The sequence below is a fragment of the Microlunatus parietis genome, assembly GCF_013407955.1.
Lineage (GTDB): Bacteria > Actinomycetota > Actinomycetes > Propionibacteriales > Propionibacteriaceae > Microlunatus > Microlunatus parietis.
Map to the genome: position 1 here is coordinate 3,944,759 of NZ_JACCBU010000001.1, position 13,642 is coordinate 3,958,400.

At 70.2% G+C, this 13,642-nt stretch carries 12 protein-coding genes and 1 pseudogene; 8 read left to right on the forward strand and 5 right to left on the reverse strand.

The genetic code is table 11. From position 1 onward, the window contains the following. Nucleotides 1-3 precede the first annotated feature (3 nt). A complete protein-coding gene (locus BKA15_RS18855) occupies nucleotides 4-681 on the forward strand; it encodes a potassium channel family protein (protein WP_179753305.1) in 678 nt (225 codons plus the stop codon). On the opposite strand, the gene BKA15_RS18860 is transcribed toward BKA15_RS18855, so the two are convergent. The 5 genes and pseudogenes from BKA15_RS18860 to BKA15_RS18875 form a co-directional block, all read right to left on the reverse strand. Further along, nucleotides 662-1,573, reverse strand: coding sequence for a phosphotransferase enzyme family protein (locus tag BKA15_RS18860; RefSeq protein WP_179753307.1), 912 nt, complete (start codon nucleotides 1,571-1,573; stop codon nucleotides 662-664). The two genes, BKA15_RS18855 and BKA15_RS18860, sit on opposite strands and share 20 nt — an antisense overlap. Continuing rightward, complete coding sequence (cobA, locus tag BKA15_RS18865; protein WP_246323017.1) at nucleotides 1,570-2,328, reverse strand: uroporphyrinogen-III C-methyltransferase; 759 nt, start codon at nucleotides 2,326-2,328, stop codon at nucleotides 1,570-1,572. Before cobA ends, BKA15_RS18860 begins: the two co-directional genes overlap by 4 nt. Before the next feature lie 12 nt (nucleotides 2,329-2,340). After that, nucleotides 2,341-2,622 (reverse strand): annotated as a pseudogene (locus BKA15_RS36440) (NAD(P)-dependent oxidoreductase); the annotation flags it as partial. Between the two features lie 549 nt (nucleotides 2,623-3,171). Further along, nucleotides 3,172-3,978 carry a phosphotransferase family protein gene (locus tag BKA15_RS18870; RefSeq protein ID WP_179753311.1) on the reverse strand — a complete coding sequence of 269 codons (807 nt, stop codon included), beginning with the start codon at nucleotides 3,976-3,978 and terminating at the stop codon, nucleotides 3,172-3,174. 17 nt (nucleotides 3,979-3,995) lie between these two features. Then, complete coding sequence (locus tag BKA15_RS18875) at nucleotides 3,996-4,478, reverse strand: DUF1453 domain-containing protein (protein ID WP_179753313.1); 483 nt, start codon at nucleotides 4,476-4,478, stop codon at nucleotides 3,996-3,998. Nucleotides 4,479-4,549: 71 nt separating this feature from the next. Here BKA15_RS18875 and BKA15_RS18880 point away from each other — a divergent pair, with 71 nt between their 5' ends. The 7 genes from BKA15_RS18880 (at nucleotide 4,550) to BKA15_RS18910 (ending at nucleotide 13,315) form a co-directional block, all read left to right on the forward strand. Further along, nucleotides 4,550-5,167 (forward strand): TetR/AcrR family transcriptional regulator, encoded by a 618-nt coding sequence (locus BKA15_RS18880; RefSeq protein ID WP_179753315.1) that lies wholly within the window; start codon nucleotides 4,550-4,552, stop codon nucleotides 5,165-5,167. A 168-nt stretch (nucleotides 5,168-5,335) separates the two neighbouring features. After that, nucleotides 5,336-6,772 carry a glycosyltransferase family 39 protein gene (locus BKA15_RS18885; protein WP_246323018.1) on the forward strand — a complete coding sequence of 479 codons (1,437 nt, stop codon included), beginning with the start codon at nucleotides 5,336-5,338 and terminating at the stop codon, nucleotides 6,770-6,772. 143 nt (nucleotides 6,773-6,915) lie between these two features. After that, on the forward strand, nucleotides 6,916-8,742 hold the full coding sequence (locus BKA15_RS18890) for an ABC transporter substrate-binding protein (RefSeq protein WP_179753319.1): 1,827 nt from the start codon (nucleotides 6,916-6,918) through the stop codon (nucleotides 8,740-8,742). Between the two features lie 4 nt (nucleotides 8,743-8,746). Beyond that, on the forward strand, nucleotides 8,747-9,778 hold the full coding sequence (locus BKA15_RS18895) for an ABC transporter permease (RefSeq protein WP_246322376.1): 1,032 nt from the start codon (nucleotides 8,747-8,749) through the stop codon (nucleotides 9,776-9,778). Then, nucleotides 9,775-10,674 (forward strand): ABC transporter permease, encoded by a 900-nt coding sequence (locus BKA15_RS18900; RefSeq protein WP_179753321.1) that lies wholly within the window; start codon nucleotides 9,775-9,777, stop codon nucleotides 10,672-10,674. Before BKA15_RS18895 ends, BKA15_RS18900 begins: the two co-directional genes overlap by 4 nt. Further along, nucleotides 10,674-12,359: a dipeptide ABC transporter ATP-binding protein gene (locus BKA15_RS18905; RefSeq protein ID WP_179753323.1), complete on the forward strand. Its 1,686-nt coding sequence runs from the start codon at nucleotides 10,674-10,676 to the stop codon at nucleotides 12,357-12,359. Before BKA15_RS18900 ends, BKA15_RS18905 begins: the two co-directional genes overlap by 1 nt. Then, nucleotides 12,356-13,315: a phosphotransferase enzyme family protein gene (locus BKA15_RS18910; RefSeq protein WP_179753325.1), complete on the forward strand. Its 960-nt coding sequence runs from the start codon at nucleotides 12,356-12,358 to the stop codon at nucleotides 13,313-13,315. The genes BKA15_RS18905 and BKA15_RS18910 overlap by 4 nt, the downstream gene beginning before the upstream one ends. The last annotated feature ends 327 nt before the right edge of the window (nucleotides 13,316-13,642 follow it).

Consider the following 13,642-nt stretch of genomic DNA (forward strand, 5'->3'; position numbering starts at 1 on the left):
CGAATGAGTGTGAGCTCAGCGTTCCGTCAAGTCCGCCGGCATCCTTCGGCCGTGCTGCTCGCGGTCCAGTTGATCGGCGTTCTGCTCTACCCGGCGATGGGCTCCTCGACGCCGGGGCGGCTGGCGTTCGAGACGTTCGGCCTGCTGGTGCTGTTGCTGGCGATCTTCTCGGTACGCGAGCTGCCCGGCCCGACCTGGGTGGTGATCACGCTCGCCTCGTCCGCGGCGGCGCTGGCGATCATCGACATCTTCTGGCATAACCCGGTGCTCCAGGTCGCCTCGGCCGCACTGCACGCGGCCTTCTACTTCTGGGCCACCGTGGTGCTGCTGCGCTACATGTTGGCCGACCGGAAGGTGACCACGGACGAGCTGTTCGCGGTCGGCGCGACGTTCACGCTGGTCGCCTGGGGCTTCGCCTATCTCTATGTCCTGCTGCAGGTGCTGCAGCCCGGTTGCTTCATCGCGGCCGTCGATTCCGATCAGCCGCGGACCTGGACCGAACTGCTGTTCCTCAGCTTCACCACGCTGTCCAGCACCGGCCTGTCCGACATCGTCCCGGTCACCGGCCATGCCCGGTCCGTGGTCATGATCGAACAGCTGGCCGGGCTGGGCTATGTCGCGCTGGTGGTGTCCCGGCTGGTCGCGCTGACCACCCTGCGGGTCACTGGTGATCACCAGTGAGCTGGTCCCGGGCGATCCGGCGCCAGCCCTCGCCCCAGCCACAGATCGCGTACATCAGCGCGGCCGCGGCCGGATAGACCCGCAGCGCCGATCGCTCGCCCGGCGTCAACGCGGACGCCGCCGCACCCTCGTAGGCGTCGTAGAGGCCGGCCGGGTCGGGTGCCTGCAGGGTACGGAGCAGGTAGGCATGGGCGACGGCCAGGTCCCAGGCGCGCGGTGCCGTGGCCAGGCCGCCGAAGTCGAAGTACACCGGGCCGTCATCGGTGCGCACCAAGTTGGCGCCGTGTGGATCGCCGTGGATCGTCTGGACTTCCTCGGCCGGGATCCAGCGTCGCCCGAGCTCCTTGATCATCGGCGCGAGCTCATCCGGGTCTGACGTCGCACCGTCGGCCGCGTTGCGGCGGAGCCAGCGTCCCAGCAGGTCGGGATCGACGTACGCGGGGCGCAGGTCACGGGTGGTCGGTGGCGGTAGCCGACGCAGGGCGCGGTGCAGTCGCCCGATCGCCGCGAACAACTCCTCCGGCGTGCCATGGCCGGCCTGATGATCAAGGTAGGGCTCGACCTCGGCCCACCGAGTGCCGCACCGGAAGACCGACCGGCCGCCGATCATGATCGGGACCGTGACCCGCAGCCCCTGCACGGCCAGACCGGCCCGGATCCGTTGTAGGTCGAGGATCCGGGGCCGGGTGACGAACGGCTTGTAGCTGCGCAGCACCAGCCGACCGGCGCCGACCAGGAGGTTGAGATGATCTTCCCCGCTCAGGACGCAGGTAACGGGACCAAGATCAAGCTCGTCGAGCAGTCGGCGGACCGCCGGAGCGTTGGCCGACTGCTCGAACTCGTGATCGGGATGCCGCCGGACCCAGCTCCGGACCAGCGGATGCCCGATCATCCGAACGAGAGTCCCGCCACGGCGCCGATCACGGTGATCGCTGGCGGTCGGATCCCGGCCCGCTCGGTCAGCTCGCCGATCCGCTCCAGCGGCCCGCGGACCACCGCCATGCTGGGCAGACCGCCGTCCGCGATGGTCGCGGCGGGAAGGTCGGCCGGCATCCCGTGCTTGATCAACTCGGCGGCGATCGCGGGCAGCGTGGCGACGCCCATCATGATCACCAGCGTGGTGCCGGACCGGGCCAGCCCGGCCCAGTCCAGGGTGCTGCCCGGGTGATCGGGCGGCACATGCCCGGTCACCACGGTGAAGCCCTGGACCAGTTCGCGATGGGTGACCGGGATGCCGGCCAGCCCGGGCACCGCCGTCGCCGAGCTGACGCCGGGCACGATCGTGACCGGGATCCCGGCCTCGCTGCAGGCCTCCCACTCCTCGCCGCCGCGGCCGAACACGAAGTTGTCGCCGCCCTTGAGCCGGACCGCGACCCGGCCGGCCCGCGCGTGCTCGATCAGCAGCGCGTTGATCGACTCCTGGCGGGTGGAGCGCCCGCCCGGCACCTTGCCCACGTCGATCACCTCGGTGCCGGGCCGTGCCTCGGCGATACTGGCCAGCGGTGCCAGTCGGTCGGTGATGATCACGTCCGCCCGGCGCAGCGCGGCCAGGCCGGCGACCGTGAGCAACCCCGGGTCGCCCGGCCCGCCGCCGACCAAGATCACCTCGCCGCCCGCCTGCCCGGGTGCTCCTTGATCAACCTCCAGTCGCCGGACCGGCCGGCCCGCTCGTTCGCACCGTTCGGCGAGGTCCTGATCATGGTCGGCGTCGCCCGAGCCGGCGACCACCAGCGCAGCGGCCCGGATCAGGTCTTCGGTGACCGGCCCGCGGTGCCACCGGATCAGCCCGCGGTCGGCGAGGTCCTCCAGACTGGCCACGACGTCCTCGGCCGCGACCGTGACCACAGCCCTGGCTTCGCGCAACGCCGCCACGGTCGCCAACACTCCGGCGCCGCCGCCGACCACGAGCACGGCACACCCGGCCACCCCAACCTCATCCACACCGCAGACGCTACCGGGACCGGCCGAGCCGGAACCTCCGCCCCACGGTGAGCGTCGAAGTCCGGCCGCGGCTGGGCCTGGCTGTCACAGATCTGCAATGGAACAGGTCTGCAACCGTTTTCATGGCTTTCGAACATCGGTTCCATTGCAGATTTGGGACACCTTGCCGGGATCGGCGCGGGCCGCACGGGATGCGCCCGGTCGGACGCCGCTCGAGCTACGGGGATCAGGTCCGCGCCCGTCGGGTGCACGGCGAGCGACACGGCATGTCGCCACACGTCCCTGCGACAGATCTCGGATGGCCTCGAGGTTCCGCGCTGAGGCCTGGGTCAAGCGGGCAGTCGGTGCGGCAACGAGTGCCGGCGCTCGGCCCGATCGGACCCGACCCTTCGCCCGGGGGCGTCGACGTTCCGCGGTCAGCCCGGATCGCTCCCTGCGATCCCCGGGTGATGTCGCGTTTTCTCTTGGTATCGACCCGAAACCGCTCGGTGCAACGTTGCACGCTCTGATGCGAAGAGAAATCGCGACACGCGGGTTGGCCGCCTCGCGTCAGCGGTAAGCGCGGATGCGGGCCAGGTGGGCGGGGGTGAGCCAACCGACGGCGGGGTCGTCGAGGCGCGGGGCCAGGTCGGCGGCCATGGCGGCACCGGCCCAGCGACGGAACTCGGGCCCGGGCGGGGTCGGGTCGCCGTAGCCGGCGCGCCAGTCGGCGATGCACTGGGCCAGTAGCGGCTCCAGCGTGCCGTCCGGATCGGGCATCAGGGCGAGGATGGATTCGGTGCGGGCCCGGTCGTAGCGCGGGTCGCCGAGGGTCGCGTTGGCCCAGTCGAGGACGGCGACGATCCGGTCGTCGCGGACCATCACGTTCAGCGGGTGGTAGTCCAGGTGCAGCAGCCGGGCCGGACCGGTCGCGCCGGGGACCGGGTCGCCGCGCCGGGCGATCCAGTCCGGGCCGTCGTCCAGCGCGGGGCCGGTGCGCGCGTTGATCATGGCCTGGATGCGTCCGAACTCGATCATCAGCCGGCGCCGGACCTCCTCGGTCGCGGCCGGGTCGAGCAGCCGCGCGGCCAACGGCCGGCCGTCGATCCAGTCCATCAGGTACGCCGGACGTTCGGCGTCGATCGCCGCTGCCCGGACGCCGGGCACCGGGATCTCGGTGTCGGCCAGCGACCGCAGCATGGTCACTTCGCGGCTCGCCTGCGCCTGCCGATCGGTGCCCAGCACCCGGAGCGCGTACGTCTGCGTACCGCAGCGGACCCGCCAGAGCAGCCCGTCCGCGCCACCGGTCACCGCCTCGACCGACGCCGGCTCGGGCACGCCCAATCGAGGCAGGAACTCGGCCGGATCGACGTGCATGATCACGAGCCTACGGGTCAGCGCACGTTCTGGCGCGGCGGAGCGAAGGATTCGCCGGTCCGCAGGGCGCGCAGGCCGCAGGTGATCATCTCACCGAACAGACCGATCCCGATCGACAGCGGATACGGCCGGGTCTCCGGGTGGACGCCGAGCGCCGTGCCGGCGATACCGAGACCGAAGCTGAGTGCGGCCGAACCGGCCCAGACGACCAGCGTCTTCCAGGTGTAGCGCTGGTGCAGCACGCCGTCCCGGACGAACAACTCGCTGGACGCCCCGCGAACCGCGCCGAGAACCAGCCCGGTGCCCACCCCGAGCACCAGCCAGCCGACGTCCAGGCCGGTCCACCCGGTCACCTTGGTCAGGCTGTAGACGCCGATGCCGAGCATGATCAGCGGCGTCACGACCAGGTCCTTCGCGACCAGCGGCTCGCCCCGGAACCGCCGCACGATGACGTAGATCACCAGGCCGATGATCAGTACCGGCATCAGGACATCACGCATCGACAAGCCTCCCTTTTATTTATCACGCTCGCGATAAAACAAAGTTAGCACAGGTGGGATAAAATGATCGAATGCCGAAGCTGGTCGACGCGCAGGAGCGCCGCAGGGTCGTGATCGACGCCTTCTTCCGACTCGTCCGCGACCATGGGGTCGAGCGGGCCTCGCTGCGCAACGTCGCCGACGAGGCCGAACTCAACATCGGCTCGGTCCGGCACTACTTCGCCGACTACGACGACCTGCTCACCGCGGCCGGCGAAGCGCTGGTGGAACGGATCTCGGACCGCCTGCTGGAGCACCTGGACCGGCTGCCGCCGCCCGGTGACCGTGCGGGTCGCTACCAGGTGGCGCTGGACATGCTCGAGGAGTTGCTGCCGCTGGACGAGCGTCGGCGCGGCGAGGTGACGGTCTGGCTGGCCATGGTGGAGCGGGCCCGCACCGTGCCCTCGCTCCGGCCCGCGGTGGAGCGGTTGTTCGACGGCACTCGCACCCTGATCCGGCGGATCGTCGACCGGGCGGCCGTCGATCAGCCGGCGCTGCGCACCGAGACGATCGCCGCCGCGATCGACGGGCTGGCCTTCAACGGCGTGCACTACCCCAGTCGGCTGACACCCCGGCGCACCCGGCAGGTGCTCCGGCACCTGCTCATCGGCCAATTGGACCGCGATCCCGACGGGTCGATGCGCGCTTGATCCGTCCGGCCGGACCGGCTCCGCCGTCCGCCGTACCTCGATGATCTTGCGCGGGAGGCCTCTCAGAGCGTTGAATTCAGCCGTCGGGATCGAGCGAACGGGGGTGGGTCGGTGTCGCCGCGTCCCCGGGGTCCCTGGATCGTTACCGGATTGCTGTTCTTGGCGCTGATGTTGGTCGCCGCCCGGTACGGCTTCCACCGCGACGAGTTCTACTTCATCGAGGGCGGCCGGCACCCGGACTGGGCGCAGCCGGACAACCCGATCCTGGTCCCGCTGCTGGCGACGGCCTGGCACGACCTGGTCGGCGGGAACCTGATCTTGTTCCGGATCCTGCCCGCCCTGGCCGCGGCCGGCACGATCCTGACCGCCGCCGCGACCGCCCGCCAGCTCGGCGGCACCGCCCGGCAGCAGACCCTGACCGCCCTGGTCACGGCGCTCAGCTCGTTCCCGATGGCGGTCGGCCACCTGTTCTCGATCTCGACGTTCGACCTGCTGCTCACGGCCGCGGTGATCATGCTCCTGCTCCGCGCCCTCCGGACCCCGGACCAGCTCCCCGGCTGGCTGCTGCTCGGCGTGATCGCGGGTGTGGCGCTCGAGGTCAAGGTGCTGCCCGCGCTGGTGCTGGCCTGTTGCCTGGCCGGGTTGTTGATCATCGGGCCGAGGGCGCCGCTGGCCCGTCCGGGTCCGTGGCTGGCCGCTGGGATCGCCCTGCTGCTGGCCGCACCGAACCTGATCTGGCAGGCCGTGCACGGGTTCCCGATGCGCGAGATCGCCGCCAACATCGCGGCCGGCGGCTCGGTGTCGTCGGCGGACCGGATCATGATCGTCCCGCTGCACCTGTTGCTGATCGGCCCGCTGCTCGCGGTGCTCGCGATCGCCGGCCTGGTCGCCACCTTCGCGCTGCGGCGGCTGCATGATCACCGGTGGCTGGCGCTCGCGTACGCCCTGATGTTGATCATGGTCGTGGTCACCGGCGGCAAGCCGTACTACCTGGCCGGGTTCTTCCCGGTGGCTCTGGGGCTCGGCGTACTGGCCCTGTCGGATTGGCTGACCAGGATCGCCTGGCGCCGGGTTCTCGCGATCACGCTCCTGGTGATCTTCGCCGTACCGACCGCGATCTTCTCGCTGCCGCTGGCGCCGCCCGGTTCGCCGGTTTTCCAGGTGGCCACCGCGGTCAATCCGGACGCAGCCGAGACGGTCGGCTGGGACGGCTTCACCGAGACCGCGGTCCGGCTCGCGCGCGAGCAGCCGGACGCGTCGATGATCTTGACGGCCAACTACGGCGAGGCCGGGTCGCTGGCCCGGGCCCGCCGGCTCGACCTGGCCACTCCGGCCGGTCCGGCCGGCGCGCTGCCGCCGGTCTACTCCGGGCACAACGCCTTCGGTGAGTGGGGCCCGCCGCCCGAGTCCGTACGCACAGCGCTCGTGATCGGGGACTTCGACGAGGCCGACCTGGACCGCTGGTTCGGCCGCTGCACCCTGCTGCTCCGGTACGCCTCGCCGCCCGGGGTCGACAACGAGGAGGACGGCGCCCCGTTCCGCCTCTGCGCCGAGCCGCGCGGTTCCTGGGCCGACTTGTGGCCCGACGTTCGCCACCTCGGCTGACGACCAGTTCAGGGTGAAGTCTTCCCTGATCTGTCACGCCTATGTAAATCTTCACCCACGGGCCGCCGAACGGCCCGTCGACCCGGGCCGGAGGCCGTAGGTTGTCGTTTGATTCTTTCTCCGACGTTTGCGAAGGGGCGGACATGAAAGCCAAGCCGAAGCGGATCCTGGCGGGCCTCGCGGCCGCGCTCGCGCTGACGGTGACCACGGCGCTGACCGGGCCGGTGACGCCGCGCGCTGCCGCCGACGACCCCGCGACGGTGATGAAGGTGGCGATCACCACCGACATCGACACGTTCAACCCGTTCCAGGCGATCCTCGCCTCCAGCACGGCGATCCTGCGGTTCCAGTACGAGAGCCTGGTCACCTGGGGCAAGAACAACGAGACCGTGCCCGGCCTGGCCGACACGTGGGAGACCTCGCCGGACGGGAAGACCTGGACGTTCCACATTCCCGAGGACCGCAAGTGGTCCGACGGCCAGCCGCTGACCGCGGAGGACGCGGCCTGGACGTTCAACGCGATCAAGAACGACAACAAGCTGCAGCAGGCCAACGGCGGTCTGGTGGAGAACGTCGCCTCGGTCAACGTCAAGGATCCGCAGACGCTGGAGATCGTGCTCACCGCGCCGCAGGCCGCGAACCCGGGCGGCGAGCTGCCGATCGTGCCCAAGCACGTCTGGGAGAAGGTCGACGCGGCGACGTATGAGAACGACACGGACACGGTCGGCTCGGGGCCGTACACGATCAAGTCGTACGCGCAGAGCCAGAACGTCCAGCTCGTCGCCAACCCGCACTTCTGGCGCGGCGCGGCGAAGCTGTCCGGCCTGACCTGGGTCTATTACAAGAACGGCGACGCGGCCGTGCAGGCGCTGAAGACCGGCGAGGTCGACATCGTCAGCGGCCTGACCGCGGCCCAGTTCGAATCGCTGAAGAGCGCACCCGGCATCACCACCGTGACCGGCGCCGGCCGTCGCTACAGCTCGATCGCGATCAACCCGGGCACCATCGACGCCGAGGGCAAGCCGATGGGCGACGGCCACCCGGCGCTCAAGGATCCCGTGCTGCGCAAGGCGATCATGATGGCGATCGACCGGCAGACCCTGTTCGACCGGGTGCTGCACGGGCTGGGCAAGCTCGGCGAGACCGAGATGCCGACCGTCTACCCGCAGTACTACGGCTTCGCGCCGGGCGTGAAGGCGCACCCGTTCGATCCGGCCGCCGCGAACAAGGCGCTCGACGACGCCGGCTACACCAAGGGTCCGGACGGGATTCGGCTGGACAAGGAGGGCAAACCGCTCAAGCTGCGCCTGATGGGCCGCAACACCGAGCCGTCGCACCAGCTGATCGCCGACTTCCTCAAGCCGTGGCTGAAGGAGATCGGGATCGAGATCACCGTCTCGATGGTCACGCCGCAGCAGGTGAACGACGACTCGACGCTGGGCAAGTACGACCTCTACTTCACCGGCTGGGGCATCGGGCCGGACCCGGACTTCCAGCTGTCGATCAACCAGTGCAACTCGCGGCCGAACGCCGACGGTTCCGGCAACACCAGCGAGAACAATTGGTGCGACCCTGAGTTCGACAAGCTCTACCAGGCCCAGCACACGGAGCTGGATCCGGCCAAGCGGGGCGAGATCGTCAAGCAGGCCTTCAGCATGATCCACGAGTCCGCCGTCAACATGGTGCTCTGGTACGCCGACAGCCTGGAGGCCTACCGCAGCGACAAGTTCGGCGGGTTCATCCGGCAGCCGGAGGGCCAGGGTCCGATCACCGGCCAGAACAGCTACTGGGGCCTCTACAGCGCGACTCCGGTACAGGCCGGGAACGGCGCGCCCGGTGATCAAGCCGGTACCGGCGGCGGCGTGCCCGGCTGGGCGATCGGCGTCGGTATCGCCGTCCTGGTCGTGATCGCCGGCGGCGCGGTGCTGCTGGTGCTCCGCGGTAGGCGTACCGCCGACGACCGGGAGTGATGCGTTGAGCATCACCCCCGCCGGCGAAACGCTGGTCGTCGAGGAGGAGGCTCCGCGCGGCTCGACTCTGCCGCGCTACCTGCTGACCAAGGCCGGCGGTGCCTTGGTCAGCCTGGCCATGGTGGTGGTCGTCGGGTTCTTCGCGTTCCGGATCCTGCCCGGTTCCGATCCGGCGATCAACATGACCCGGGGTCGCCGGGTGAGTGCCGAGGAGGTGGAGCGGCTGCGGCACCAGTTCGGCCTGGATCAGCCGTTGATCATCCAGTTCTTCAACTTCGTCGGCGACCTGTTCCGCGGTGATCTTGGTTGGTCGTACGTCTACAACCGGCCGGTCGGGGATCTCATCCTGGAAGGGATCCCGCCGACTCTGCTGCTGACCGGCACTGCCGCGGTGGTGTCGATCGTGCTCGGCCTGTGGATCGGGCAGCGGGCCGCCTGGAAGCGCGGCAGCCTGTTCGACAAGGGGCAGACCGGGCTGGCGTTGATCTTCTGGTCGGTGCCGACGTTCTGGCTCGGCCTGCTGCTGTTGTTGATCTTCGGCGGGGGACTGCGGCTGTTCCCGGCCGGCGGCATGGTGACCGCCGGGACCACGGCCACCGGTCTGGCCTGGGTGCTGGACGTGGCCTGGCATCTGGTGCTGCCGGTGCTCACCATGGTGGCCGTCGTCTACGCCCAGTACCTGATGGTGATGCGGGCCTCGGTGCTGGAGGAGATGACGTCCGACTACCTGACCACGGCCCGGGCGAAGGGTCTGCCCGAGGACAAGGTACGGACTCGGCACGCGGTGCCGAACGCCCTGCTGCCGACGGTGACGTTGATCTTCCTGACCGCGGGCGGGCTGATCGGCGGGGCGGTCACGGTGGAGACGGTCTTCTCCTGGCCGGGGCTCGGATTCCTGACGTTCAAGGGACTCGACGCGCCGGACCTGCCGCTGCTGCAGGGCACCTTCGTCGTCTTCTCCGCGCTGGTGATCGTCATGAACCTGGTCGCCGAGCTGGTCTATCGGCTGCTCGACCCGAGATTGAAGGCAGCATGAGCGCGACGATCACTCGTGGCAGCGCCGTCGCCGAACGGCGCAAGCAGCAGTTCAAGGACAACTGGACCGAGTTCACCCGGACCCGGTCCGGGCTGGTCGGCGCGGTGCTGCTGCTGATCGTGATCCTGCTCTCGGTGATCACGCCGATCCTGGTCCCGGCCGAGACGCTGGACGTCACCAAGATCACTGCCGAGCAGAACGAGCCGCCGACCGCGGCCCACCCGCTCGGCACCGACCCGGCCGGCCGGGACGTGCTCGGGATGCTGCTCTGGGGCTCCCGGATCTCCCTGCTGGTGGGCTTTGCGGCGACCGCGGTGTCCATGATCATCGGCACCGTGGTCGGGATGGCGGCCGGCCACTTCACCGGGATGGCGCAGGCCGTGATCATGCGGGTCATCGACTTCTTCCTGGTGATTCCCGGCCTGGTGCTGGCGATCGTGCTGTCCTCGGTGCTCAGCCGCGGCGTCTGGACGATCATCATCGCGATCGGCGTGACCAGTTGGGCCGGCACCGCGCGGGTGGTCCGGTCGCAGACACTGACCATCGAGGCCCGGCCCTACATCGAACGGGCCCGGGCGCTCGGCGCCGGCGACGGCCACATCCTGGGCCGGCACGTGCTGCCCGCGGTGCTGCCGATCGTGCTGGCCAACACCACGCTGACCGTCGGCTCGGCGGTGATCTCGGAATCCACACTGAGCTTCCTCGGCCTCGGCGATCCGGGCACCGTATCGTGGGGCTCGATGCTGAAGACCGCCCTGGACACCGGCGCCGCGACCGCCGGTTACTGGTGGTACGTCATCCCGCCCGGCCTGGCGATCGTCGCCGTCGTGCTCTGCTTCACCCTGGTCGGCCGCGCGCTGGAAGCGGTCTTCAACCCCACCCTGCGAGCGCGCTGATGAGCACCCCAAAGACGACGACGGCCCTGGAGTGGAAGGACGTCCGGATCTCCTACCGGACGGCGCGTTCGGACTCCGGCGAGATCGCCGCCGTGGACGGGCTGTCGTTGGCGATCGAGGCCGGTGGCACCGTCGGCATCGCGGGCGAATCCGGCTGCGGGAAGTCCACCCTGGCGATGTCGGTGCTGCGGCTGCTGCCGCGCAACGCCGAGATCAGCGGGGCGATCGAACTGGCCGGCGAGGACATCGGCTCAATGCGCTGGGGCCGGCTCCGCGCGGTCCGCTGGACCGAGGCGGCGATCGTCTTCCAGGGTGCGATGCACTCGCTGAACCCGGTCCGGACCGTCGGCAAGCAGATCCTCGAGGCGCTGGAACTCCATGTTGAGAAGGGATCCACGAAGGAGACCCGGGCGGCTCGGGTGGCGGAGTTGCTGGGGCTGGTCGAGTTGCCCGCGGCCCGCGCGGACTCGTACCCGCACGAGTTGTCCGGCGGGCAGAAACAGCGGGTCATGATCGCGATGGCGCTGGCCTGCGACCCGGACGTGATCATCGCCGACGAGCCGACCACGGCACTGGACGTGGTGATCCAGGCGCAGGTGCTGGACGTGCTGAGCGGCCTGGTCCGGGACCGCAACCTGACCCTGATGATGATCAGCCACGACCTCTCCGTGCTGGCCGCGGTGTGCGAGCGGATCGTCGTGATGCGGGACGGCAGGATCGTCGAGCAGGGCCCCGCGCACGAGGTGATCAGCAACCCGCAGCACGAGCACACCCGCGAGCTGGCCGCCGCGTTCCCGATCATCGGCGACCCGGCCTCCCGGATGATCACCACCTCCCCGCGCCCCGACGCCCCCAACCCACCGCGCCCTGGCCGCCCGAACTCCCCGCGCCCTGAGCCTGTCGAAGAGGCATCGGCTCCGCTGCTCGCGGTCGAGGACCTGGTGGTGGACTTCCACGCCCGCGGCCGCCACACCAGGGCTGTTGATCATGTATCGCTGGCCTGCCACCCGGGCGAGATCGTCGCCCTGGTGGGGCAGTCCGGGTCCGGCAAGACCACGCTGGCCCGAACCGTACTCGGGCTGCAGCGGCCCACCTCCGGCCGGATCTCGTACCAGGGCAGGCCGATGCCGACCGATCGCGCCGGTCTGAAGGCGTACCGCCGCCAGGTGCAGTTCGTGCTGCAGGATCCGAGCGCTTCGCTGAATCCCAAGCACAGCGTCTACGAGGCGGTCGCCGAGGGCATCCGGATCCACCGGCTGCCGGGCGACGAGGCCGAACGGGTCGCGAAGGCACTCACCCAGGCCGAGCTCACCCCGCCCAGCCGCTACCTCGGAGCGATTCCGCAGGAACTGTCCGGCGGCCAGCGACAGCGAGTGGTGATCGCCGGAGCATTGGCCCTCGAGCCGTCCTACCTGGTCGCCGACGAGCCGGTGGCCAGCCTCGATGCGTCGGTTCGCGGCGAGATCCTGGCCCTGCTGCTGCAACTCAAGCGCGATCTCGGGCTGGGCGCCCTGGTGATCACTCATGATCTTGGTCTGGCCTGGAACATCGCCGACCGGGTGCTGGTGATGCACCAGGGCAAGATCGTCGAGTCCGGGCCGGTGGAGCAGGTGCTGCTGGAGCCGACGCACCCCTACACGAAGACGCTGCTCGAGGTCGTACCGTCGAAGCTCGGCCAGTCATGATCACGGCGCCGGCCCCGGAGATGCTCTGGGAGGCCAGCGATCCGGTGGCGGAGCTTTCCCGCCGGTTCGGCTTCGCCACGGCCGAGGCCGCGGGCCGGTGGGCGACCGCCCTGCTGGCCGACGAATACGGGATCGCCCTCCGGTCGGTCGACCGGCTGGTGCTGAGCGCCCAGAACCTGATGATCTGGGTCACCGGCGCCGACCAGCGGCTGATGATCAAGGTCTGCCGCTTCGGCGGCAGCCACGACTGGCTGCTGCCCCGGGCCGCGCTGGTCGACTGGCTCGCCGATCGCGGGCAGCCGGTGGCTCGGCCGGTCCGCACGGTCGCGGGCGAGCTGCAACTGCGGCGGGACGGTTGGTCGATCGGGATCCAGCCGGTGTTGCCGGGTGAGCTCCTGGACGGCTCCGACCATGATCAGGTACGAGCTGCGGGGGCGACCCTGGCCGCGCTGCACGAGGATCTGGCGGCCTGGCCGGACCGCCCCACCCTGCACCATGATCATCGCTGGGGCCCCGACGGTCCACCCGACGGACGCGCAGACTTCCTGGCGATTCCCGAGCACAGCGCCGCGGCGGCGCCGGAGCTCACGGCTCGGCTGGACGGGCTGGCGGCCGACCTGCCGGACCGCCCCGGCCGGCAACCCGTACACACCGATTTCCGCGGCGCCAACCTGCTCTGGCACGACGGCCGGATCGGTGCGGTGCTCGACTTCGAGGAGGCCCGGCTGGAGGCGCCGGTGATCGACCTCGCGCACGCCCTGGTCCTGCTCGGCACCTGGTATCGCGACTGGCGGCCGATCACCCCGGAAGCCCAGCAACTCTTCCTCGCCGCCTACAGCGACCGTCGCCCGCTCACCGACGCCGAACAGGCCTGGCTGCACCCCTTGGTCGGCGCCGGCATGCTCCGCCAAGGCTGGCTCCCCGACGCCACCCGCTGGCTCGCCCCCGCCCCCTGACCCCGACTCGCCGGCGCCGGTCGGTTTTTCACGTTACGTGAAAAACTGGCACTTTCCGCGAGAAACATCTCACGTAAAGCGACAGGAAAGTTGGTGAGGTGGGTCAGGTGTTGCGATGGCGGGCGAGGGCGGGCGAGGGCGGGCAGGTCGCGCAGCGGCGGGGCGCCGGGCGGCGGCGAGTTGGTTGCCGGCCATCGCCAGCCAGAGGATCGGGCCGGTTCGGCCGGGCGGCGCGAACTCGGCGATTCGGGCCCCGCGGGCGTACCAGCCGAAGCCGAGGAAGCCGAGCATGATCAACATCGCGGCCAGCGCCTGGCCACGGCTCCG